This is a genomic window from Streptomyces sp. NPDC058579, from assembly GCF_042718575.1.
In the GTDB taxonomy this organism is placed as follows: domain Bacteria; phylum Actinomycetota; class Actinomycetes; order Streptomycetales; family Streptomycetaceae; genus Streptomyces.
This window is the reverse complement of sequence record NZ_JBHXPI010000016.1, coordinates 1-21,464: the sequence shown is the minus strand read 5'-3', so window position 1 is coordinate 21,464 and position 21,464 is coordinate 1. Positions and strand designations below refer to the sequence as shown.

Annotated in this window: 21 protein-coding genes; 12 read left to right on the top strand and 9 right to left on the bottom strand. The window is 72.1% G+C overall.

All coding sequences use genetic code 11. The features are described from left to right. Positions 1-65 precede the first annotated feature (65 nt). The 5 genes from sigE (at position 66) to ACFWRO_RS19705 (ending at position 4,894) form a co-directional block, all read left to right on the top strand. Positions 66-824 carry an RNA polymerase sigma factor SigE gene (gene sigE / locus ACFWRO_RS19725; protein ID WP_384511880.1) on the top strand — a complete coding sequence of 253 codons (759 nt, stop codon included), beginning with the start codon at positions 66-68 and terminating at the stop codon, positions 822-824. Positions 825-826: 2 nt separating this feature from the next. Next, positions 827-1,834 carry an anti-sigma factor family protein gene (locus tag ACFWRO_RS19720; RefSeq protein WP_384512069.1) on the top strand — a complete coding sequence of 336 codons (1,008 nt, stop codon included), beginning with the start codon at positions 827-829 and terminating at the stop codon, positions 1,832-1,834. A gap of 78 nt (positions 1,835-1,912) precedes the next feature. Beyond that, positions 1,913-3,610 (top strand): trypsin-like peptidase domain-containing protein, encoded by a 1,698-nt coding sequence (locus ACFWRO_RS19715; protein ID WP_384511878.1) that lies wholly within the window; start codon positions 1,913-1,915, stop codon positions 3,608-3,610. A 91-nt stretch (positions 3,611-3,701) separates the two neighbouring features. Then, on the top strand, positions 3,702-4,154 hold the full coding sequence (locus tag ACFWRO_RS19710; RefSeq protein WP_384511876.1) for a sec-independent translocase: 453 nt from the start codon (positions 3,702-3,704) through the stop codon (positions 4,152-4,154). A 113-nt stretch (positions 4,155-4,267) separates the two neighbouring features. Then, the gene (locus ACFWRO_RS19705; protein ID WP_384511874.1) at positions 4,268-4,894 is read left to right on the top strand and encodes a hypothetical protein; all 627 of its coding nucleotides are present in this window, start codon (positions 4,268-4,270) and stop codon (positions 4,892-4,894) included. Positions 4,895-4,950: 56 nt separating this feature from the next. On the opposite strand, the gene ACFWRO_RS19700 is transcribed toward ACFWRO_RS19705, so the two are convergent. Genes ACFWRO_RS19700 through ACFWRO_RS19690 form a run of 3 tightly spaced genes read right to left on the bottom strand, consistent with a single transcriptional unit; the run spans position 4,951 to position 7,982 of the window. Continuing rightward, positions 4,951-6,084 (bottom strand): Mrp/NBP35 family ATP-binding protein, encoded by a 1,134-nt coding sequence (locus ACFWRO_RS19700; protein ID WP_384511872.1) that lies wholly within the window; start codon positions 6,082-6,084, stop codon positions 4,951-4,953. 43 nt (positions 6,085-6,127) lie between these two features. Further along, a complete protein-coding gene (locus tag ACFWRO_RS19695) occupies positions 6,128-6,721 on the bottom strand; it encodes a DUF1003 domain-containing protein (RefSeq protein ID WP_384511870.1) in 594 nt (197 codons plus the stop codon). Further along, positions 6,711-7,982: a magnesium transporter MgtE N-terminal domain-containing protein gene (locus ACFWRO_RS19690; protein WP_384511868.1), complete on the bottom strand. Its 1,272-nt coding sequence runs from the start codon at positions 7,980-7,982 to the stop codon at positions 6,711-6,713. Before ACFWRO_RS19690 ends, ACFWRO_RS19695 begins: the two co-directional genes overlap by 11 nt. 220 nt (positions 7,983-8,202) lie before the next feature. Between ACFWRO_RS19690 and ACFWRO_RS19685 the strand changes: the two genes are divergently transcribed. Further along, a complete protein-coding gene (locus ACFWRO_RS19685) occupies positions 8,203-9,015 on the top strand; it encodes a hypothetical protein (protein ID WP_384511866.1) in 813 nt (270 codons plus the stop codon). Positions 9,016-9,035: 20 nt separating this feature from the next. Here ACFWRO_RS19685 and ACFWRO_RS19680 read toward each other — a convergent pair whose 3' ends face one another. The 3 genes from ACFWRO_RS19680 to ACFWRO_RS19670 all read right to left on the bottom strand — a co-directional run bounded on the left by ACFWRO_RS19680 (position 9,036) and on the right by ACFWRO_RS19670 (position 12,100). After that, positions 9,036-10,277, bottom strand: coding sequence for a CapA family protein (locus ACFWRO_RS19680; RefSeq protein WP_384511864.1), 1,242 nt, complete (start codon positions 10,275-10,277; stop codon positions 9,036-9,038). A gap of 119 nt (positions 10,278-10,396) precedes the next feature. Next, a complete protein-coding gene (locus ACFWRO_RS19675; protein ID WP_384511862.1) occupies positions 10,397-10,906 on the bottom strand; it encodes a hypothetical protein in 510 nt (169 codons plus the stop codon). 54 nt (positions 10,907-10,960) lie between these two features. Next, complete coding sequence (locus ACFWRO_RS19670; RefSeq protein WP_384511860.1) at positions 10,961-12,100, bottom strand: magnesium and cobalt transport protein CorA; 1,140 nt, start codon at positions 12,098-12,100, stop codon at positions 10,961-10,963. A 414-nt stretch (positions 12,101-12,514) separates the two neighbouring features. On the opposite strand from ACFWRO_RS19670, the gene ACFWRO_RS19665 reads away from it, so the two are divergent. The 4 genes from ACFWRO_RS19665 (at position 12,515) to ACFWRO_RS19650 (ending at position 15,702) form a co-directional block, all read left to right on the top strand. Beyond that, positions 12,515-13,099 carry a suppressor of fused domain protein gene (locus ACFWRO_RS19665; RefSeq protein WP_384511858.1) on the top strand — a complete coding sequence of 195 codons (585 nt, stop codon included), beginning with the start codon at positions 12,515-12,517 and terminating at the stop codon, positions 13,097-13,099. Between the two features lie 121 nt (positions 13,100-13,220). Beyond that, positions 13,221-13,859 carry a DUF6758 family protein gene (locus ACFWRO_RS19660; protein WP_384511856.1) on the top strand — a complete coding sequence of 213 codons (639 nt, stop codon included), beginning with the start codon at positions 13,221-13,223 and terminating at the stop codon, positions 13,857-13,859. A 191-nt stretch (positions 13,860-14,050) separates the two neighbouring features. Further along, a complete protein-coding gene (locus tag ACFWRO_RS19655) occupies positions 14,051-14,911 on the top strand; it encodes a PHP domain-containing protein (protein ID WP_384511854.1) in 861 nt (286 codons plus the stop codon). 185 nt (positions 14,912-15,096) lie between these two features. Further along, positions 15,097-15,702: a MarC family protein gene (locus tag ACFWRO_RS19650; RefSeq protein WP_384511852.1), complete on the top strand. Its 606-nt coding sequence runs from the start codon at positions 15,097-15,099 to the stop codon at positions 15,700-15,702. An 84-nt stretch (positions 15,703-15,786) separates the two neighbouring features. On the opposite strand, the gene ACFWRO_RS19645 is transcribed toward ACFWRO_RS19650, so the two are convergent. Then, the gene (locus ACFWRO_RS19645) at positions 15,787-15,939 is read right to left on the bottom strand and encodes a hypothetical protein (protein WP_315891306.1); all 153 of its coding nucleotides are present in this window, start codon (positions 15,937-15,939) and stop codon (positions 15,787-15,789) included. Positions 15,940-16,120: 181 nt separating this feature from the next. Between ACFWRO_RS19645 and ACFWRO_RS19640 the strand changes: the two genes are divergently transcribed. After that, a complete protein-coding gene (locus tag ACFWRO_RS19640; protein ID WP_384511850.1) occupies positions 16,121-17,047 on the top strand; it encodes an NYN domain-containing protein in 927 nt (308 codons plus the stop codon). Positions 17,048-17,062: 15 nt separating this feature from the next. On the opposite strand, the gene ACFWRO_RS19635 is transcribed toward ACFWRO_RS19640, so the two are convergent. Further along, positions 17,063-17,932 (bottom strand): alpha/beta fold hydrolase, encoded by an 870-nt coding sequence (locus tag ACFWRO_RS19635; protein WP_384511848.1) that lies wholly within the window; start codon positions 17,930-17,932, stop codon positions 17,063-17,065. Positions 17,933-18,034: 102 nt separating this feature from the next. Then, positions 18,035-20,197, bottom strand: coding sequence for a DEAD/DEAH box helicase (locus tag ACFWRO_RS19630; protein WP_384511846.1), 2,163 nt, complete (start codon positions 20,195-20,197; stop codon positions 18,035-18,037). A 488-nt stretch (positions 20,198-20,685) separates the two neighbouring features. On the opposite strand from ACFWRO_RS19630, the gene ACFWRO_RS19625 reads away from it, so the two are divergent. Then, positions 20,686-21,432 (top strand): ferritin-like fold-containing protein, encoded by a 747-nt coding sequence (locus tag ACFWRO_RS19625; RefSeq protein WP_362011224.1) that lies wholly within the window; start codon positions 20,686-20,688, stop codon positions 21,430-21,432. Positions 21,433-21,464: the final 32 nt, after the last annotated feature.

Genomic DNA, 21,464 nt, shown 5'->3' with positions numbered 1-21,464 from the left:
AGCGGATGACCCGGTCCCCAAATTCGCGTAAAGATTCTTATCCGGAGCTAACGGGCGAGGTGGCTATGGTAGGGGCTCCACTGGACACCACCAGAGCCGATAGGGGAGGTGCGGCTGCGCCTGTGGACCGGGGAGGAGTGCTTCGGCGTCTTCTCAGGTCGGCGGGTGAGCCGAAATCCGTGACAAACACCGCTGACCGAATCCACACCGCCGACTCCGCTCCCACCACCGCGACCTTCGCATCGGATGCGGAATCGCAGGCGTGGACTCCGCCCACCTGGGAGGAGATCGTCAGCACGCACAGTGGCCGGGTCTACCGCCTGGCCTACCGGCTGACCGGCAACCAGCACGACGCCGAGGACCTCACGCAGGAGGTCTTCGTCCGCGTCTTCCGCTCGCTGTCGACGTACACGCCGGGCACCTTCGAGGGCTGGCTGCACCGCATCACCACCAACCTCTTCCTCGACATGGTCCGCCGCAAGCAGCGGATCCGTTTCGACGCGCTCGGCGACGACGCGGCCGAGCGGCTGCCCAGCCGCGAGCCCTCCCCGCAGCAGGCGTTCAACGACACGCACTTCGACGCGGACGTGCAGCAGGCCCTGGACACCCTGGCGCCCGAGTTCCGGGCCGCGGTCGTCCTCTGTGACATCGAGGGACTGTCGTACGAGGAGATCGCCGCCACGCTCGGCGTCAAGCTCGGCACGGTCCGCAGCCGCATCCACCGCGGCCGTTCGCACCTGCGCAAGGCGCTCAAGCACCGTTCCCCCGAAGCCCGGGCGGAGCGCGCGCTTGCCACCGTCGGCTGGGAGGGCGGAACGGCGTGAGCATCAGTCCTGCCGGCCCGACCCCCGCGGAGCAGCACCTCGGGGACCGACTCGCCGCGCTGGTCGACGGGGAACTCGGCCACGACGCCCGCGAGCGGGTCCTCGCGCACCTCGCGACCTGTGCCAAATGCAAGGCGGAGGCCGACGCCCAGCGTCGGCTGAAGAGCGTCTTCGCGTCCACCGCGCCACCACCGCCCTCGGAAGGGCTCCTCGCACGCCTTCAGGGGTTGCCCGGGGGCCCTGGCGAACCGGGGGGTGACAACCGAAGAGGACCCTTCGACGAGCTCCTCACCCTCGGTGGTGGCGGCGGCGCCCTTGGTGGCGGCGGAGGCGGCGTCGGAGGAGGCCTCGGAGCAGTGAGGTCGGACGGCTTCGCGACGGCCGCCCCGGTCTCCCCGCACCACTCCGGTTTCCGTATCCACGCGGTCGGCGGCCGTCCCGAGAACGACCGCTCGTCCTGGCGGAGCCGACGCTTCGGCATCGCGGCCGCCAGCGCGGTCTCCTTCGCCGCGATCGCGCTCGGCGGCGCCCTGCCGCTGGAGGCGACGGTGAACGTCGGCGCGCGCGGCGAGGGCACGGGCACGAACGTGACCCCGCTCCGGTCCGCCGGCGCGGGCACCGGCACGGGCTCGGTCACCGGCACGGGCACCGGTTCCGGTACGGGCACGGCGGCGAGCGCGGGCGCGGCCTTCGGACGAGGCGGGCGCACGGAGGAGCGGACGTCCATCGGCTCCACGGCGAGCCCGATCGGCGTCGGCTCGACCACGGGCACGGTGGCCGCGGGACCCCTGGTCCCGGGCGAGCCGGCCCACGCCGTCTCCCTGCGGCTCCAGGGCACGTCGGCCCAGTCGGTCTTCGAGCTGTCCCCGTTCATACGCCCCACGGGCCCGGCCCTGCGCCTGGCGTTCACGAGCGGGTACAACCCGCTGAGCGCCCCGGCGGCCACCCCGTCCCCGAGCCTGCTCGCGGACGCCAACCCGACGACGACCCCGCTCACCGCCCACCGCTGAGCCGGGACCTGGTTGAATCCTCGGCACGGGCGCCCGCCGTGAGGCGGGCGCGGACAGGTCAGCTGTTGCGGGGAGAGCATGAACGACGGGAAGCCGACCGGCCAGAAGCCGAAGTGGTGGAGTCGGCCGACGAGTACGCCGCCGGCGGCCGAGATACCGGCGCCGCCGGCAGCGGAGGCGCCGGTCGCGGATGAGGGTGACTTCACCCTCGCCGCCCCCGCGACCCCGGACGCGCCACCCGCGCCGGTACCGCAGCAGGCGCCGGCGGAGGTTCCGGAGGACCAGGTGCTTTCGGAGCCGGAGCCGGAGCCACAGCCGCAGGCGCCGGTGCAGGCCCAACCGCTGCACGAGCCCGACGAGTACCGGACCCCGCCCTACGGGGAGCCCGGGCCCTGGGCGCCCGCGCCGCCCGTCCAGCGACCGGTGGCGACCCCGGCCCACGGCGTACCCGTACCGCAGCAGGCCGCCCCACCACAGTCCGTACCGCCGCAGGCGGCCCCACCACAGGCCGTGCCGCAGCAGACCGTGCCCGTCCCCGTCCCGCAGCCGGTCGTGCCGCAGCCCACGCCGTGGGTGCAGTACGACCCCTGGGGAGCGCCCGGTGCCCCCGGCGTGCCCGCCGTGCCGCTGAGCGTCGGGACGGAGCCGCTCGGCAGGCCCCGCCGCTCCCGCCGCGGGCTCGCGCTCGTCGGGGCGCTGATCTTCGCCCTGATCACCGGCGTCGTCGGCGGCGCCATCGGCGCGTATGTCGAGCGACACGGCGGCATCACCACCGTCGAGCTGCCCCAGGCGGACGTCGAGGGCGGCGACCGCGCCCCCGAGTCCGTCGCCGGGATCGCCGCCAGCGCCCTGCCGAGCGTGGTCACCCTGCACGTCAGCGGCGCAGGTTCCTCGGGCACCGGCACGGGCTTCGTCCTGGACACCCAGGGCCACATCCTGACCAACAACCACGTGGTCGACGCGGCCGCCTCCTCCGGCGAGATCAGCGTCACCTTCAGCAGCGGCGAGACCGCGAGCGCCAAGCTCGTCGGCAAGGACAGCGGCTACGACCTCGCCGTCGTCAAGGTCACCGGCGTCTCGGGCCTCAAGCCCCTCCCGCTCGGCAACTCGGACAACGTCCGCGTCGGCGACCCGGTCGTCGCCATCGGCGCCCCCTTCGACCTCCAGAACACGGTCACCTCCGGCATCATCAGCGCCAAGGAGCGTCCGATCACGGCCGGCGGCGAGAAGGGCGACGGCAGCGACGTCAGCTATGTCGACGCCCTCCAGACCGACGCCCCGATAAACCCCGGCAATTCGGGCGGCCCGCTGGTCGACTCCAAGGCCCGGGTCATCGGCATCAACAGCGCGATCCGCGCGGCCGGTGACGGTTCGAGCGGGGAGGGCGGCGGTCAGTCCGGCTCCATCGGCCTGGGTTTCGCCATCCCGATCAACCAGGGCAAGCGGGTCGCCGAGGAGCTGATCAACACCGGCAAGGCCACCCACCCCGTCATCGGTGTGAGCCTCGACATGCAGTACAACGGCGACGGCGCCCGGGTCGGCGACAAGGGCAAGGACGGCACCGCCTCGGTCACCGCGGACGGCCCGGCGGCCAAGGCCGGCATCCGGCCCGGTGACGTGATCACCAAGGTCGACGGCCAGCGCGTGCACAGCGGCGAGGAGTTGATCGTGAAGATTCGCGCCCACCGCCCCGGCGATCAGTTGGAGCTGACGCTCAAGCGCGGCGGCAAGGAACAGACCAAGACGTTGACGCTCGGTTCCTCGCAGGGCGACTGAGCGCCATGTGAGGGACACCGGAAGGTACCCGCCCGGCTGTTTCGGCGGGTACCGTGGACCGGGCCCCTGACCCGTGTAAGGAGCAGCCAAGGTGTTCAACGACATCGGCATACTCGAGCTCGTGACGCTCGTGGTCCTCGCCGTGCTCATCTTCGGCCCGGACAAGCTGCCGAAGGTCATCCAGGACGCCTCGCGTTTCATCCGAAAGATCCGCGAGTTCTCCGAGAGCGCCAAGCAGGACATCCGTACCGAGCTGGGTCCGGAGTTCAAGGACTTCGAGTTCGAGGACCTCAACCCCAAGACCTTCCTGCGCAAGCAGCTGGACGGGAACGAGGACCTCAAGGAGCTGAAGGAGCTGCGCAGCAGCTTCGACCTCAAGAAGGAGATGAACGAGGTCGCGGACGCGGTCAACGGCCGCGAGCCGGAGCCGGCCCCCGAGCCCGCCTCCGTCCCGGCCACGGTCAACGGCTCCCCGGACCTGCTGAAGAAGCAGGACAAGCCGGATGCCGGCGAGCGACCGCCGTACGACTCCGACGCGACCTGACGACACCTGGCCACACTGGGCCACCTGGGCTGACGCACCGTGGCGTCAGCCGGTGGCTATCCTCCATCTGTTGTCCGCCGCCGCGGACACGACGGATCTAGGAGGCGGCCGAGATGGAGACGACGAGTCGGGTGGAGGGAGTGCCCGCAGCCCGGCGCACGGCCGATGGCTATCTGCGCGCACCCTTCACCTGGTACGGACTTGACGACGCGTTCACCGGAGCGCGCTGGCTGATGCAGGTCGGCACGGCGGCCGACGGGACCGTGCAGCACGGATCGATGGGGCACGGGGACGAGCCGTCGATAAAGTCCGACGCGAGCGCGGTCGAGAAGGAGCGCTTCGCCGTCGTCGTGACGGTCGCGGCGACCCCGGAGCGCAGGTCGGGTGACGGTACGGGCGTCCTGGACGCCACCACGGTCTCCTCAGCGGCCTGGCTGGCCGGCTCCGGGCTCCTGGCGTACACCTGGCCCGCGCAGCTGGACCACGCGCTGCGGGACGACTGGCTGGACCAGCAGACGGAGACGGCGTTCGAGCTGGCGGACGACCTGACGGGCCCGGAGTGGTCGACGCTGTCGCTCCCCGTGGACGGGGTGCCGATGCCGTTCCACTACCGCGAGTCCGAGTTCGGCTGGGTACTGGCCGGGTCCGCGGGGGCGGTGCACATCGGGGCGTACGGCAGGGGCATGAGCGCGTACGGGCTGGGGTTCGCGGGGGTCCAGGACCTCGGGCTCTACGCCTGACGGCACGGCACGCAGAAGGGGCACCCCGCTCGGGGTGCCCCTTCGTCGTAGCCGTCTCAGAACTTGTTACGCGGCGTGATGCCCAGGCTCATGCCCGACAGGCCCCTCGATCGGCCGCCCAGCTTGGCGGCGATCGCGCGGAGGGCCGAGCCCGCCGGGGAGTCCGGGTCGGTGATGACGATCGGCTTGCCCTCGTCGCCGCCCTCGCGCAGGCGCACGTCGATCGGGATGGAGCCGAGGACCGGGACCGTCGCGCCCGTGGTCTTCGTCAGGCCCTCCGCGACCCGCTGGCCGCCGCCCGTGCCGAACACGTCGACCATCTCGTCGCAGTGCGGGCACGGCAGACCGGCCATGTTCTCGACGACGCCGACGATCTTCTGGTGCGTCTGGACGGCGATCGAGCCGGCCCGCTCGGCGACCTCGGCCGCCGCCTGCTGCGGGGTCGTGACGACGAGGATCTCGGCGTTCGGCACGAGCTGCGCCACCGAGATCGCGATGTCGCCCGTGCCCGGGGGCAGGTCGAGCAGGAGGACGTCCAGGTCGCCCCAGTACACGTCCGCGAGGAACTGCTGCAGCGCGCGGTGGAGCATCGGGCCGCGCCACACCACCGGGGCGTTGCCCGGGGTGAACATGCCGATGGAGATGACCTTCACGCCGTTCGCCGACGGCGGCATGATCATGTTCTCGACCTGGGTCGGACGGCCGTCCGCGCCCAGCATGCGGGGCACCGAGTGCCCGTAGATGTCGGCGTCGACGACACCGACCTTCAGGCCGTCGGCGGCCATCGCCGCCGCCAGGTTGACGGTCACGGAGGACTTGCCGACGCCACCCTTGCCGGAGGCGACCGCGTACACCCGGGTCAGCGAGCCGGGCTTGGCGAACGGGACCTCGCGCTCGGCCGTCGTGCCCCGCAGGGCCGAGGCCAGTTCCTTGCGCTGCTCGTCGCTCATCACGTCCAGCGTGACGTCGACGCCGGTGACGCCCTCCACCCCTGCCACCGCGTCGGTGACGCGCTGCGTGATCGTCTCGCGCATCGGGCAGCCGGAGACGGTGAGGTAGACCGTCACGGCCACCCTGCCGTCGGACCCGATCTCCACCGACTTCACCATGCCCAGCTCGGTGATCGGTTTGTTGATCTCGGGGTCGTTCACCGTCGCCAGTGCTTCACGCACCGCGTCTTCCGTAGCCATAAGGAGATGGTACGGCGCCGACCACTGGCACCGGAAAGACTTGTCAGCGGTCGGGTACGTCACGTCCGTGACCGCCACCCCTGGGGAATAGATCGCGGCGCTCGTCCATCTCCTTGATCAGGTCCTGGAGCTCCGAGCGGATCCAGTCGCGGGTGGCCACCTCGCCCAGGCCCATCCGAAGCGCCGCGATCTCCCGGGTCAGGTATTCGGTGTCGGCGATGGACCGCTCGTTCTGCTTGCGGTCCTGTTCGAGATTGACCCGGTCGCGGTCGTCCTGCCGGTTCTGCGCGAGGAGGATCAGCGGGGCCGCGTACGAGGCCTGGAGGGACAGCGCGAGCGTCAGGAAGATGAAGGGGTACTCGTCGAACTTCAGCGACGACGGCGCGAAGATGTTCCACAGCACCCAGATGATGATGGTGATCGTCATCCAGACGATGAACCGCCCGGTGCCCAGGAAGCGCGCGATCCGCTCCGAGAACCGGCCGAAGGCCTCCGGGTCGTACTCCGGCAGCAGCCTCGCCCGGCGCTCGCGCGGCAGGTCGAGCCGGATCCGGGTCATGGACCGCTCCCGCTCGCGATCCCGCTCCCGTTCGCGCTCCCTCTCGTGCTCCCGCTCCCGCGCGCGCTCAGGCGTCATGCGTCACCTCCTCCCCGTGGAACTCGGTCTCGCGCCAGTCGTCCGGCAGCAGATGGTCGAGTACGTCGTCCACGGTGACCGCGCCGAGCAGGGACCCGCTCTCGTCCACGACCGGCGCCGCGACCATGTTGTACGCGGCGAGATAGCTGGTGACCGCGGGCAGCGGGGTGTCCGGGGCGAGCGGCGGAAGGTCGCTGTCGGCCAGCGAACTGACCAGCGTGTACGGCGGATCCCGCAGCAGCCGCTGGAAGTGCACCGTGCCCAGGTACTTGCCCGTCGGCGTCTCGTCCGGCGGGCGGCACACGTACACCTGCGCGGCGAGCGCGGGGGAGAGGTCCTGCTGCCGTACGCGGGCCAGCGCGTCCGCGACCGTGGCGTCCGGCCGCAACACGATCGGCTCCGTCGTCATCAGACCGCCGGCGGTCCGCTCCTCGTACGCGAGCAGCCGGCGGACGTCGGCGGCGTCGTCGGGCCGCATCAGGGTGAGCAGCCGCTCCTTGTCCTCCTCCGGCAGCTCCGAGAGCAGGTCGGCCGCGTCGTCCGGGTCCATCGCCTCCAGGACGTCCGCGGCGCGCTCCTCCTTCAGCTTGCCGAGGATCTCGATCTGGTCGTCGTCCGGCAGCTCCTCCAGGACGTCGGCGAGCCGGTCGTCGTCGAGGGCGGCGGCGACCTCGGCGCGCCGCTTGGGGGAGAGGTGGTGCAGCACGTTGGCCAGGTCGGCGGGGCGCAGCCGCTCGAAGGTGGCGACCAGGCTCTCCGCTCCCTGGCCCTCCTCCTCCAGGGAGAATCCGGTGACGGCCGACCACTCGACGGTCAGCGTCTGGCCCTTGCGGCGCAGCGCCCCGGGCTTGCCGCGCCGGACGAAGACCCGGTCGATCTCCCACTCGCGGCGGGCGGGGAGCTGTGTGATCGCGATGTCGAGGACGGTGACCTCCTCGTCGGTCCCGACCAGCTGGACGCGGCGGTCGAGGAGTTCGCCGAGGACGAGCCGCTCGGTGGGGCGCGACTCGAAGCGCCGCATGTTGACCACGCCTGTCGTGATGACCTGGCCGGACTCGACGCCGGTGATCCGGGTCATCGGCACGAAGACCCGGCGGCGGCTGAGCACCTCCACGACCATGCCGAGCAGCCGGGGCGGGCGCCGGCCCACCCGCAGCATGGCGACGAGGTCGCTGACCCGTCCGACCTGGTCGCCGTTGGGGTCGAAGACGGGGACACCGGCGAGGTGCGAGACGAAGATCCGGGGGGCGCCTGCCACCATGCCACGCGCCTCCTCGGTGCCGCACGATTCGGGTCGATGCTGGTCAATGCTGAGGTATGCCGGATTCAGGCTAGCCCGTGCCCATCCGTGGCGCCCTGGCGAAAGCACCCGTACGGCTGCCTGCGGCGACGGCACCCGGCCCGGGTACGCTGCGTGCTGCCGTCCCCCCACCATCGACGCCACCATCGACGACGTCGACGACAGACGAGAGGCCGCGCCGGTGACCGCACTCCTCACTGCATCGCGCATCCGCAGGGTCGTCCTGCCGCTGGCGCTGTGCGCCGGTCTCGCGGCGGGACTCAGCGCCTGCGCGGACGACCCGGACGAGGGGACCAACGGGGTCGGGAAGCTGGCCCCGGACGCCATCGAGGAGAAGGCGCAGGAGGCGGCGGACAGCGCGAAGGCGGTCCGGCTCGCCGGGACGCTCGTCAGCAAGGGCGGCACGTTCAAGCTGAACATGCGGCTCAAGGACGACGGCGCGGCCGGCTCGGTCACGACGAAGAACAGCACCTTCGAGCTGCTGCGGATCGGTGACGCGCTCTACATGAAGGCCGACGCGGCGTTCTGGACGCACGGCGAGGGCGGCAGCCAGAGCTCCGCCGCGCCCTCCTCGGCTTCCGGCTCGTCCGGCTCGTCCGACTCCTCCGACGCCTCGGAGGCCGACAGCGAGGCCGCCGACAAGCTCGACGACAAGTACGTGAAGGTGCCGCAGGACGACCCCTCGTACAAGCAGCTGCGCGGCTTCACCGACATGGACCTGCTCCTGGACGGGCTCATCGGTCTGCACGGCGACGTCGTGAAGGGCGACCGGGACAAGATCGGCGGCATCCGCACGGTCAAGGTCAAGGGCGGCGAGGACGGCGAGGGCGGCACGCTGGACGTCGCCCTCGAAGGCACCCCGTTCCCGCTCCAGTTCGCGCGCGGCGGCGGGGCGGGCGTGGTCGTGCTCTCCGAGTGGGACAGGGACTTCTCGCTTGAGGCCCCGGAGCCGGGGGAGACGCTCGACTACGGCAAGCAGCTCCCGCGCACCTGACCTTCGCCGCGCCCGGTGGGCTACTTCGTGGCGCGGGTCAGCCCCTGTGCCCCCGCGCCCCGGGACATCACGGCCTCGGTGACGCGGGCGTCGACCGCCGGGTGGCGCGTGTCGCACGAGGCGCACACCACCCGGAACGGCGGGCCCATGTCGGAGTACTGCGTGAGGTACTCGGCCTTCGTCACCGTCCACCGCCCCGGGTGCTCCGCGGAGGGCCCGAAGGTGAAGCGCGGGATCGAGGACATGTTGCCGCGCGCCTTGTCGGCGGTGTAGAAGCTGGCGACCTGGTCGCCCATCCCGTAGACCACCCAGGTGCCGTTGATCTTCTCGTACGGCTGCGGCACGTGGTTGTGCGTCCCGAGGACGAGGTCGATGTCGGGCAGGCCGTCCGTGGTGGAGGCCGTCAGCGCCCGCGCGAGCTCCTGCTGCGCCTCGTCGGGGGCCTCCTGCCACTCGGTGCCCCAGTGGATGCTCAGGAGGACGACCTGGGCGCCCGCCCGGCGTGCTGCCCGCGCGTCGTCGACGATCCGCTGCCGGTCGGTCAGGTTGACCGCCCAGGGCTTGTCTTCGGGGAGCGGTATGCCGTTCGTCCCGTACGTGTACGAGAGCTGCGCCACCTTCGCTCCGCCGGCCGTGTACCAGGCGGGCGCCTTGGCCTCCTCGGCGTCGCGCGCCGAGCCGACGTGCTTCAGGCCGACCCGGTCGAGCCCGTCGAGGGTCCGCTCCAGGCCCTCGAAGCCGGCGTCGAGGGTGTGGTTCGAGGCGGTCGAGCAGCCTTCGTAACCGGTCTCCTTCAGGGCGTCCGCGAGCTGGTGGGGCGCCTTGAAGGTGGGGTAGCCGGTGTAGGGGCCGCCGGGCTGCCCGTAGGGGATCTCGTGGTGGCATATCGCGAGGTCGGCGCCGGAGACTATGGGCTCGACGCCCGCGAGTATCTTCCGGAAGTCGTGCCCGCCGCCCTCCGCGTCGGCGGCGGCCCGCTGGATGATCGAGGGGTACGGGATGATGTCGCCGGTCGCGACCAGGGTGAACGGGCGGGCGTCCTGACCGGGGGCGGGCTTCGCCGGCTTACCGGAGGCGTCGGGCGCGAGCGGGGCGACGGGCGCGGTGGGGGCACGGTCGCCGGTGTCGCGCGAGGAGCCCCGCGGGTCGTCGCCGCTCGCCGACCAGACGGTGGCCGCGCCGACGACGGCCAGGCAGACGGCCGCCGCGACGAAGGCGGCGGAATTCCATCGCCTGCGAGGTTCCTCGTGGTCGCTCGTCATGTGTTGCCCCGACTCCTGGAGTTCGCCGCTGCCACTGGAACAGATGCGGCTCTTCCCCGCCAGGTTCCACGAGGATCAGGGATCGCGCACGACGAGATCGCGCCGGGGTGGCGGTCCGCTCAGCGCTTGCGGCGCTTGAGCAGCAGGCGCGGGAGGGCCGCCGGGGCCGGGCGGCGGGTGATCGCGTCGGAGGCCTGCGGGGGAGCCGCGAGGGAGCCTGTGGGCAGGTCGGTCGTCGAGTCGAGCGGGGTCAGCCGGAGCACCCGGCACTCGCGCGCCCACCGGTCCGGCATGGCCTCGCCGTCCGTCGCGTTGAGGCGCTTGCCCTTCAGCTCGGCGACCGCCGCGTCCCACTCCTCCGTACCCGGAGCCAGCTCGGCGACCGCGGCCGTCCAGGCGACGATCCGGCCGCCCTTGTCCTTGCTGCGGACCGTGACCTCGGCCGTCGCGCCCGCGACGAGCCCCGGGAGGGGCTGTTCGCCCGGACCGCCGCCGACGACGTGCGCCGCGCCCTCGTGCCAGACGTGCCACAGTGCCCGCGCCGCCGGGGCGTCGCCCCGGACCCAGATGAGGCCGGACTTCTTCGTGGCCTCCTCGACGAGGGCGGGCCCGAGCAGCGTGTCTGTCATGCCCGCAGCCTATCGAGAGCCGGCCGCGCTTCCAGTGCCCCTGGTCCAGTGCCTCTAGAGCCAGCCGTTGCGCTTCAGGGTGCGGTGGATGGCGAAACAGATGACCGCGATGCCGCCGAGCACCATCGGGTAGCCGTACTGCCACCGCAGCTCGGGCATGTAGTCGAAGTTCATGCCGTACACACCGCAGACCGCCGTCGGGACGGCGATGATGGCCGCCCAGGACGTGATCTTGCGCATGTCCTCGTTCTGCGTGACCGTCGCCTGCGCCAGGTTGGCCTGGAGGATCGAGTTGAGCAGCTCGTCGAAGCCGACGACCTGCTCCTGCACGCGCGCGAGGTGATCGGCGACATCACGGAAGTACTTCTGGATGTCCGGGTCCACGAGCCGCATCGGGCGCTCGCTCAGCAGCTGCATGGGGCGGAGCAGCGGGCTGACCGCCCGCTTGAACTCCAGTACCTCGCGCTTGAGCTGGTAGATCCGCCCGGTGTCCGTGCCGCGCGTCGAGCCCTTCGCCGGCGGCGAGAAGACGTCGATCTCGATCTGGTCGATGTCCAGCTCGACGGCGTCGGCGACCGCGATGTAGCCGTCGACGACGTGATCCGCGATGGCGTGCAGGACGGCCGAGGGTCCCTTGCTCAGGAGCTCGGGCTCGCCCTGGAGGCGGTGGCGCAGGTTGCGCAGGGAGCCCTGCCCGCCGTGCCGGACGGTGATGACGAAGTCGGGGCCGGTGAAGCACATCACCTCGCCGGTCTCGACGACCTCGCTGGTCGCGGTGAGCTCGGCGTGCTCGACGTAGTGGATCGTCTTGAAGACGGTGAAGAGGCTGTCGTCGTACCGCTCCAGCTTCGGCCGCTGGTGGGCGTGGACGGCGTCCTCGACGGCGAGCGGGTGGAGCCCGAACTCGGCCGCGATACCGGCGAATTCGGCCTCGGTCGGCTCGTGCAGGCCGATCCAGACGAAGCCGCCGCTCTCCCGTACCTGGCGCATCGCGCCGCGCGACGTCAGGCACGCGCGGTCGTCCACGCGGCGGCCGTCCCGGTAGACGGCGCAGTCGACGACGGCGCTGGAGGCGGAGGGGTCACGGGTCGCGTCGTAGTTGGCGTACTGCGAGGCGCCGGCGACGGTGGGCTTGCGCAGGGAGGTGCGCAGCGAGGGACGGACCGCGGCACGCAGGTCACGGATCATCGACATTGGCATGCTCCTTCACGGAGAAGCCGTCGGCGGTGCGTGGCACAGCCCGGAATGAGGACGTGGAGCTACGTCGTCCACAAAGCGGGCGGCACCGCGGCGTCGCGGTGACGGCGTTCGCTACAGACAGGCAAAGGCGAAGTGCTCTTCCGTCGTGCGAGATGCCGGGTGAAGGCGGGCGGACCGGGTGCGGAAGGCCTCAGATCACCGGGAGAAACGCACCGGGCTCAGGTGCGGGGCGGAAGAGCGGTTGGTACTGCCCGATCGACTTCGATTCACAGCAGCCCCACCTCCTCCGGCCGGTCCCCCGTGGGGGATGACGAGTGGTCGGGAGTACCGACCACCGGCCAAGACTATCAGCCGACAGAGGGCCAATCCCTTTGCTTGCCCGTTTCATACGCGATCTATGCTCCCCGCATGGGAGAAGTTCTTGCTCTGGTCGAGGCCCGGTTGCGTACGGCGCTCGGTGAACCGGACGCGCGCGCCGCGGTGACGTTTCTCGGCACGGACCGGATCGAGGTGCTCCGCTTCCTCGACGGCGACATCGTCCGGTACGCGACCCTCGGCATGTCCGCGCACCCGATGACCGACCCGACCGCCGCGCTCGCCGACCCGGTGAAGGGACCGCGCGCGGAGCTGGTCCTCTCGGTACGGGCCGGGCTCGCCGACACCGACAAGGTGCTGCGCCCGCTGGCGGTCCTCGCCTCGACCCCGCAGGTCGAGGGCGTGGTCGTGGCCGCCGGCGCCTCGCTCGACGTCGGCGAACCCCTCTGGCCCGGGGCCCCGTTCAGCTCGGTGCTCGTCGCGGAGCCGGGCGGCCTGGTGGAGGACCTGGAGCTGGACGACCCGATGGAGGCGGTCCGCTTCCTGCCGCTGCTGCCGATGACGTCCAACGAGGCGGCCTGGAAGCGGGTCCACGGGGCGCAGGCACTGGAGGAGCGCTGGCTCGCCAACGGCACCGACCTGCGCGATCCGCTGCGCCGTTCGGTCACCCTGGATTGACGCCGCTCCGGCGTGTCGGGCCTCTGGTTGATCGTTGTACCTGCCACTCGGGGTGAACTGGTCGGTCCGGACGGGTGATCGTCCTTGACGCGGGCGCGGAGGGGTAGGACCGTTGGGCTCTATGAGGGGCGAACCCAGTTGCCCGAGGTGCGGTGGCCGGGTCCGGGCGCCCGGTCTTTTTGCCGACTCCTGGCAGTGTGCGGTGCATGGCACGGTGCACCCGCTGCAGCCCGTGATCCCGCCCAGTGTCGAGGCCCTCGGTGTCGTCGTGCACCGGGCCCAGGTGCCGGTCTGGATGCCGTGGCCCCTACCCGTCGGCTGGCTCTTCACCGGGGTCGCGTACGCCGGTGACGACCGCAGCGGCGGACGCGCCACCGCCGTCGCCTGCTCGGGACCGGGGCCGCTCGGCGGGATCGGCGAGCTGCTGCTGGTGGCCGAGGAGCTGGGCGTCGGCCTCGGCGCGCGGTACGCCGGGCTCGACGGCCCGGACCCCGGGACGGGCCTCTCCATCGACAAGCCCGCGCAGACCAAGGTCCTCGCCGCCGGACGCCCGACACCCATGTGGCACGTGAGCGGGACCCCGCAGGACCGGGCGGTCTTCGCGGGGGAGGCGCGCGGGCTCTGGCTGTGGGCGATCGTGTGGCCCGAGCAGTCGGGCCTGCTGATGTACGACGAACTGGTCCTGACCGACCTGCGCGACGCGGGCGCGGAGGTCGAACTCCTGCCGTGCGGGGCGCTCACGCCACGTCTGCTGACGTAGGGGGCGCGGTGCCGATGGCTCGGCCGATCGTGCGCCGAACCTGGGATATGGGGGTCATGGTGGCGTGACGGCTGGGGTATGCCGGGCATCTGGCGCCTGAAGCCTTTGTTGTACGGGGCGGGTCGGCCTTATTCGCCCGTTATGCTGGAGCGTCCCCTGTTCGCCCGCCCCGAGCCCTGGAGTACGACGTCGTGCGCATCGACCTGCACACCCACTCCACCGCTTCGGACGGTACGGACACCCCGGCCGAGCTGGTCCGCAACGCGGCCGCCGCCGGCCTGGACGTCGTCGCGCTCACGGACCACGACACCACGCGGGGCCACGCCGGCGCGATCGCCGCGCTGCCCGAGGGGCTGACCCTCGTGACCGGTGCCGAGCTGTCCTGCCGCCTCGACGGCGTCGGTCTGCACATGCTCGCGTACCTCTTCGACGCCGACGAGCCCGAGCTGTCCGCCGAGCGCGAGCTCGTCAGGGACGACCGGGTGCCGCGCGCGCGGGCGATGGTCGGCAAGCTCCAGGAGCTCGGTGTCCCGGTCACCTGGGACCAGGTCGCCCGGATCGCCGGGGACGGCTCGGTCGGCCGCCCGCACGTGGCGGAGGCGCTCGTCGAGCTCGGAGTCGTACCGGACGTGTCCGGCGCGTTCACGCCCGAGTGGCTTGCGGACGGCGGACGGGCGTACGTCGAGAAGCACGAGCTCGACCCGTTCGAGGCGATCCGGCTCGTCAAGGCGGCCGGCGGCGTCACGGTCTTCGCGCACCCGCTCGCGGTCAAGCGGGGCGAGGTCGTCCCGGAGCCCGCGATCGCGCGCCTCGCGGAGGCGGGCCTCGACGGCATCGAGGTCGACCACATGGACCACGACGAGCCGACGCGGGCGCGACTGCACGGGCTCGCGAAGGAACTCGGGCTGCTCGCCACGGGGTCCAGCGACTACCACGGCAGCCGCAAGACGTGCGTGCTCGGCGAGTACACGACCGACCCCGAGATCTACGGCGAGATCACGCGCCGCGCCACGGGCGCCTTCCCGGTCCCCGGCACGGGCGGACCGGCCTAGCCACGACCGTCCCCCACGGGGACGCGCCCGCACGGACCGTCGGTCCCCGCGGGGAATCACCCCGGAGCCCCTACGGGTCCCGGGCCTCCCACCTGTCACCCGCCATCGCGCTTTCGCCCGGCGGAGCCGTGGCGCGGGCGCATGCCCACCCACACCCTCGTACACCCCTGATCGCAAGGCACACCGTGTTCGACGTCGCCGTATTCGGCTCGCTGTTTCTGACCCTGTTCGTGATCATGGATCCCCCCGGGATCACCCCGATCTTCCTCGCCCTCACCTCCGGCCGGGCCGCCAAGGTGCAGCGGCGGATGGCCTGGCAGGCCGTCGCCGTCGCCTTCGGGGTCATCACCGTCTTCGGGATCCTGGGGCAGCAGATCCTCGCGTATCTGCACGTCTCCGTGCCCGCCCTGATGATCGCCGGCGGTCTGCTGCTCCTGCTCATCGCGCTCGACCTGCTCACCGGCAAGACCGACGAGCCCAAGCAGACCAAGGACGTCAACGTCGCCCTCGTGCCGCTCGGCATGCCGCTGCTGGCCGGGCCCGGTGCGATCGTCTCCGTCATCCTCGCCGTGCAGCACGCCGACGGCGCCGCCGCGCAGGTCTCCGTCTGGGCCGCGATCGTGGCCATGCACGTCGTGCTCTGGGTGACCATGCGCTATTCGCTGGTGATCATCCGCGTCATCAAGGACGGCGGTGTCGTGCTCGTGACCCGGCTCGCGGGCATGATGCTGTCGGCCATCGCCGTGCAGCAGATCATCAACGGCGTCACCCAGGTCGTCCAGGGGGCGTAGGTCCCCGCACAGCACTGCGCCCCCGTACGGATTCCGGTCGTCGGAGTCCATGCGGGGGCGCGGTGCGCTGGAGCGGGTGCCTCGTTACGAGGCCGTGCTGTCTGCCGGGCGGATCCAGATGCGCTGGCCGATCGAAGCGGCCTGCTGCACGATCCGGTTGACGGAGGCGGCGTCCACGACGGTCCGGTCGACGGGCGTGCCGTCGATGTCGTCGAGTCGCAGGATTTCGAAGCGCATGGGCTTCTCCCTTCGTCTGGAGTTGATCCTCCTGCTGGAGAACTGTGGTGCGGTGTTACGTAGGGTCCAACGAGATGCATCCTGCAAACATTCCCTACGCTAAGGAAATTTTTCGGATGGCTAACTACTAGGTGGGATGGTGGTGGCGCGAGCCGCGAGCCGGGCGGAGAATGAGGCCCGTATGAACGACGCAGAGAAACCCCTCACGCCGCCCCAGGACCCCTTCGCCGACCTGGGCGACCGCCTGGAGCGCACCAATGAGCTCCTCCGGCGGATGCTCGCCGAAGTGGCGAAGACCCCGTCGACCCATGCCATCTTCGTCGACGCGGGTTACGTCTATGCTGCGGCCGGGTTGCTGGTCGCGGGCACCGAGGACCGCCGCTCCTTCGACCTCGACGCCGAAGGGCTCATCGAGGCCTTCATCGACAAGGCCCGCACGATCTTCGCCGACAGCCGGCTGCTGCGCGTCTACTGGTACGACGGCGCGCGCCGCCGCATCCACACGCCCGAGCAGCAGTCCATCGCCGAACTCCCCGACGTCAAGGTCAGGCTCGGCAACCTCAACGCCAACAACCAGCAGAAGGGCGTCGACTCCCTCATCCGCTCCGACCTGGAGTCCCTCGCCCGGCACCGCGCCATCAGCGACGCCGCGCTCGTCGGCGGCGACGAGGACCTCGTGTCGGCCGTCGAGGCCGCCCAGGGCTACGGGGCGCGCGTCCACCTCTGGGGCATCGAGGCCGCCGACGGGCGCAACCAGGCCGAGCCGCTGCTCTGGGAGGTCGACAGCCGCCGCACCTTCGACCTCGACTTCTGGCGCCCCTACGTGACCCGACGGCCCGTCACGACGTACGAGAACGAGGGCGAGCCCCCGCCGTCGCGCGACGAGGTCCGCTTCGTCGGCGCGCAGATCGCCGCGATGTGGATCGCCGAACGCGGCAGCGACGCGCTGGCCGAGCTGATGCCCGGACACCCGTACCTGCCGGGACCTGTCGACCAGGACCTCCTCATCGACGCCGAGCGGCTCCTCAGCCGCTCCCTGCGCGGCCACGCGGCGCTGCGCAGGGCGCTCCGTGACGGGTTCTGGCAGCACCTCCAGGCGCAGTTCTAGACGCAGTTCCAGGCGCTACGGGCGGGGGCCCGGGCCGTCCCAGAACGCCGCGAGCCGGGCCGCCAGCTCCTCCGGGTGCGAGACGTTGGGGGAGTGGCCCGCGCCCGCGACCACCGTGTGGTGCGCGCCCGTACGGGCCGCGGCCTCGGCCAGGCCGTGCGTCGGCCACACCATCTCGTCCGCGCCGTACGCGATGTGCACCGGCATCGGCAGCGCGGCGAGCCGTGCCGTACCGTCCGGATCGCTCAGCAACAGCCGCCCGGCGCCCGCCAGTTGGGCGATCCGGGTACGCATCCAGCGGCGCCGCAGGAACCGTACGATCTCCGGCGGGTCCCCGGCACCCGGCTCCTCGCCCCGGCTGTCCAGCCAGCGCGTCGCCAGCCAGACCCGCTCCTTGGGCAGCAGCGCCAGCGCGCCCCGCAGGGCCAGGACCCTGACCCGCTGCGGGCGGGCGACCCGGCCGGGCCCCGAGGAGAGCAGGGTCAGCGAGCGGAAGGCGCCCGGCGCGAGCTCGGCGGCGGCGCGTGCCACCAGGCCGCCGAAGGAGTGGCCGAGCAGGTGCACCGGACCGTCGCCGAGCACGGCCGCCTGCGCCACCACGTCCAGGGCGAGCGCCCGGCGGCGGTAGGCGTGACGCCCGCGCGGCCCCGGGGTCTCGTGCTGGCCGCGCCCGTCGACGGCCAGGGCGCGGTAGCCGTGCTCCGCGAGCGGACCGAGCAGGGCGAGGAAGTCCTCCTTGCTGCCGGTGTAGCCGGGCAGCAGCAGCACCGTGCCGCGACGTTCGCCCACTGGCGCGGTGTCCAGGACGGCGAAGTCGCCGCGTGTGGTGCTCAGCCGGTAGGCACGGGTGCGCGGGGGCAGCGCCAGGGACCGGGGCTTGCTCATAGAGCGACTGTATCCGCTGTTCAGCGGCGGCCGGAGGCCGGACAGCACCGTGGCCCGGCCCCTGGGGAGGGGCCGGGCCACGGGGAAGGACGGACGGGCGCGTCAGCTCTCGGGCTGCGCGGCCGCGGCCTTCTTCGTCGTGCGGCGGCGCGGAGCCTTCGGGGCCTCCTCGACGGCGCCGACCTCGGCCTCCGCCGGAGCGGCGGCCGCCTTCTTCGTCGTACGGCGACGGGGCGCGGCCTTCGGCTCAGAGGCGTCCGGGGCCTCGGCGGCGACGGCCTTCTTCGTCGTCCGGCGGCGCGGAGCCTTCGGGGCCTCCTCGGCGACGGGCTCGACGACGATCGGCTCGACGGCCGGCGTCTCCACCGGCTCGGCGGCCACGGCCTTCTTGACCGTACGACGACGGGGAGCCTTCTTCGGCTCCTCGACGACCTCGACGACCTCGACGACCTCGGTGGCGGCCGGGGCCGCCTCGACGGTCTCGGTGGCCTCGGCGGCGACGGCCTTCTTGGTCGTACGGCGGCGGGGGGCCTTCTTCGGCTCCTCGACGACCGTCGCGGCGACCGGCGCGACCGGCTCCGCGACCGGGGTGACCGGCGCGGCGGCGAGCGCGGCGGCCGCGGTCTCCACGGTCTGGAAGCCCACGGTGTCGGCCGCGGGCACGATGCGCGCACGGCGGCGGCGCGGGGCCTTCGGCGCCTCGGGGGCGGCCTTCGGGGCCCGGTCCACCGGCTTGGCCTGCTTGACCACGGGCGCGGCGGCGACGGCGACCGGAGCGGCCTCCGCGACCGGGGCGGCGGCGGGGGCGAGGACGGACGTCTCGGCGACGCGCGCGACCGGGGCGTCGGACGCCCCGCCCGTGCGGGTACGGCGACGGCGGCGCGGGGTGCGCGGCTCCGCCGGCGCGTCCTCCGTCACCGCAGCGGCGACCGCTGCCGGCGCGGCGGCCACGGCCGTCTCGTCCGACCCGGAGCCACCGCGCGTACGGCGACGCTGGCGCGGGGTGCGCGTACGCTCCGGACGCTCCTCGACCGCCGGGGCGGCCGGCTTGCGGCCACGGCCACCACGGCCGCCGGGCTCGCCCAGGTCCTCGAGCTCCTCCGCGCCCAGACCGGCGCGGGTCCGCTCGGCGCGCGGCAGGACGCCCTTGGTGCCCGCCGGGATGTCCAGCTCCTCGTACAGGTGCGGGGAGCTGGAGTAGGTCTCGACCGGCTCGTGGAAGTCCAGGCCGAGCGCCTTGTTGATGAGCTGCCAGCGCGGGATGTCGTCCCAGTCGACCAGGGTGACGGCCGTGCCCTTGTTGCCCGCGCGGCCGGTGCGGCCCACGCGGTGGAGGAACGTCTTCTCGTCCTCGGGCGACTGGTAGTTGATGACGTGCGTGACGCCCTCGACGTCGATACCGCGCGCGGCGACGTCGGTGCAGACGAGCACGTCGACCTTGCCGTTGCGGAACGCGCGCAGAGCCTGCTCGCGGGCGCCCTGGCCCAGGTCGCCGTGGACCGCGCCGGACGCGAAGCCGCGCCGCTGCAGCTGCTCGGCGATGTCGGCCGCCGTGCGCTTCGTACGGCAGAAGATCATCGCGAGCCCGCGGCCGTTGGCCTGCAGGATGCGGGAGACCATCTCCGGCTTGTCCATCGAGTGCGCGCGGAAGACGTGCTGCTTGATGTTGGCGACGGTCACGCCCTCGCCGTCGGGCGAGGTGGCGCGGATGTGCGTCGGCTGCGACATGTAGCGGCGGGCGAGACCGATGACCGCGCCCGGCATGGTGGCCGAGAACAGCATGGTCTGACGCTTCGCCGGAAGCATGTTCATGATCTTCTCGACGTCGGGCAGGAAGCCCAGGTCGAGCATCTCGTCGGCCTCGTCGAGGACGAGGGCCTTGACGTGCGACAGGTCCAGCTTGCGCTGGCCGGCCAGGTCGAGCAGGCGGCCCGGGGTGCCGACGATGACGTCGACGCCCTTCTTGAGCGCCTCGACCTGGGGCTCGTACGCCCGGCCGCCGTAGATGGCGAGCACGCGGACGTTACGGACCTTGCCGGCGGTCAGCAGGTCGTTGGTGACCTGGGTGCACAGCTCGCGCGTGGGGACGACGACCAGGGCCTGCGGGGCGTCGGTCAGCTGCTCGGGCTTGGCCCGGCCCGCCTCGACGTCCGCGGGGACGGTGACGCGCTCCAGGAGCGGCAGACCGAAACCGAGGGTCTTGCCCGTGCCGGTCTTGGCCTGGCCGATGACGTCGGTGCCGGAAAGGGCGACCGGAAGGGTCATCTCCTGGATGGGAAAGGGGGAGACGATGCCGACGGCTTCAAGCGCCTCGGCCGTCTCGGGAAGGATTCCGAGGTCTCGGAAAGTCGTAGTCAGGGTGCTGCCTCTTCTGTGAGACGCGGCGTGAGGCGAACGCTGGGGGTCGTACCGTGCCGATTCGCTTCCGACCGGATCAAGGAAAGGATCACAGTCAGGTGGCGCGGGACCACTGCCGTCGCTCGAGCGTCGTGCCGCTTGAGGGACCCTCCCGCGGGTGCGCGGGGAGGGCTGTCGGGTCGGAGCCAGTCGGGCCACCGACCGGGCATCCTCATTCATGAGTCGGCCCACCGAGTACGTCCGAACGTGCGAAAACTTGTCCGCATACTCAGCAGGCGCTTTACCACTGTACCCCGGATTCGCGCATGTGTGTTGGGAGAATTGGTGATGAGGGCGCGGTCACAGCGACTGACCAGGGCCTTGAGCGCCCCGGGGAGCGGGCTATTGTGCGCTTCATGGAGACGCCTGACAACGCCACGCCCGCCGAAGAGCCCCTCACCGGGATCGCCGCCCAGGACTGGGCCACCGCTTCCGCCGAGCCGCAGTACCGCGCCGCGGTCGTCGATCTGCTCGGCGCGCTCGCCTACGGAGAGCTGGCGGCGTTCGAGCGGCTCGCCGAGGACGCCAAGCTGGCGCCGACCCTCGCGGACAAGGCGGAGCTGGCGAAGATGGCCTCCGCCGAGTTCCACCACTTCGAGCGGCTGCGGGACCGGCTCGCCGCCGTGGACGCGGAGCCGACCGCCGCGATGGAGCCCTTCGCCAAGGCGCTGGACGACTTCCACCGCCAGACCGCGCCGTCGGACTGGCTGGAGGGCCTGGTCAAGGCCTACGTCGGCGACTCGATCGCCAGCGACTTCTACCGGGAGGTCGCGGCCCGGCTCGACTCGGACACGCGCGCGCTCGTGCTGTCCGTCCTCGACGACACCGGTCACGGGAACTTCGCCGTGGAGAAGGTCCGCGCCGCGATCGATGCCGACCCGCGGGTCGGCGGCCGGCTCGCGCTGTGGGCGCGCCGCCTGATGGGCGAGGCGCTCTCGCAGGCCCAGCGGGTCGTGGCCGAGCGCGACGCCCTCTCCACGATGCTCGTCGGCGGGGTCGACACCATGGCCGCGGGCTTCGACCTGGCGGAGGTCGGCCGCATGTTCTCCCGCATCACCGAGGCCCACACGAAGCGCATGGCCGCGCTGGGCCTGGCGGCGTAACACTTACGGCGCGGGCGACCGCGTACGAAGGG

Bases quoted from the DNA above. Each gene is read 5' to 3' on its own strand.
- ACFWRO_RS19635 (WP_384511848.1), bottom strand. From the start codon at position 17,932: ATGAGCAAGCCCCGGTCCCTGGCGCTGCCCCCGCGCACCCGTGCCTAC.
- ACFWRO_RS19645 (WP_315891306.1), bottom strand. From the start codon at position 15,939: ATGCGCTTCGAAATCCTGCGACTCGACGACATCGACGGCACGCCCGTC.
- ACFWRO_RS19640 (WP_384511850.1), top strand. From the start codon at position 16,121: ATGAACGACGCAGAGAAACCCCTCACGCCGCCCCAGGACCCCTTCGCC.
- ACFWRO_RS19670 (WP_384511860.1), bottom strand. From the start codon at position 12,100: ATGTCGATGATCCGTGACCTGCGTGCCGCGGTCCGTCCCTCGCTGCGC.
- ACFWRO_RS19690 (WP_384511868.1), bottom strand. From the start codon at position 7,982: ATGGTGGCAGGCGCCCCCCGGATCTTCGTCTCGCACCTCGCCGGTGTC.
- ACFWRO_RS19660 (WP_384511856.1), top strand. From the start codon at position 13,221: ATGAGGGGCGAACCCAGTTGCCCGAGGTGCGGTGGCCGGGTCCGGGCG.
- ACFWRO_RS19625 (WP_362011224.1), top strand. From the start codon at position 20,686: ATGGAGACGCCTGACAACGCCACGCCCGCCGAAGAGCCCCTCACCGGG.
- ACFWRO_RS19675 (WP_384511862.1), bottom strand. From the start codon at position 10,906: ATGACAGACACGCTGCTCGGGCCCGCCCTCGTCGAGGAGGCCACGAAG.
- ACFWRO_RS19705 (WP_384511874.1), top strand. From the start codon at position 4,268: ATGGAGACGACGAGTCGGGTGGAGGGAGTGCCCGCAGCCCGGCGCACG.
- ACFWRO_RS19715 (WP_384511878.1), top strand. From the start codon at position 1,913: ATGAACGACGGGAAGCCGACCGGCCAGAAGCCGAAGTGGTGGAGTCGG.
- sigE (WP_384511880.1), top strand. From the start codon at position 66: ATGGTAGGGGCTCCACTGGACACCACCAGAGCCGATAGGGGAGGTGCG.
- ACFWRO_RS19695 (WP_384511870.1), bottom strand. From the start codon at position 6,721: ATGACGCCTGAGCGCGCGCGGGAGCGGGAGCACGAGAGGGAGCGCGAA.
- ACFWRO_RS19700 (WP_384511872.1), bottom strand. From the start codon at position 6,084: ATGGCTACGGAAGACGCGGTGCGTGAAGCACTGGCGACGGTGAACGAC.
- ACFWRO_RS19630 (WP_384511846.1), bottom strand. From the start codon at position 20,197: ATGACCCTTCCGGTCGCCCTTTCCGGCACCGACGTCATCGGCCAGGCC.
- ACFWRO_RS19665 (WP_384511858.1), top strand. From the start codon at position 12,515: ATGGGAGAAGTTCTTGCTCTGGTCGAGGCCCGGTTGCGTACGGCGCTC.
- ACFWRO_RS19680 (WP_384511864.1), bottom strand. From the start codon at position 10,277: ATGACGAGCGACCACGAGGAACCTCGCAGGCGATGGAATTCCGCCGCC.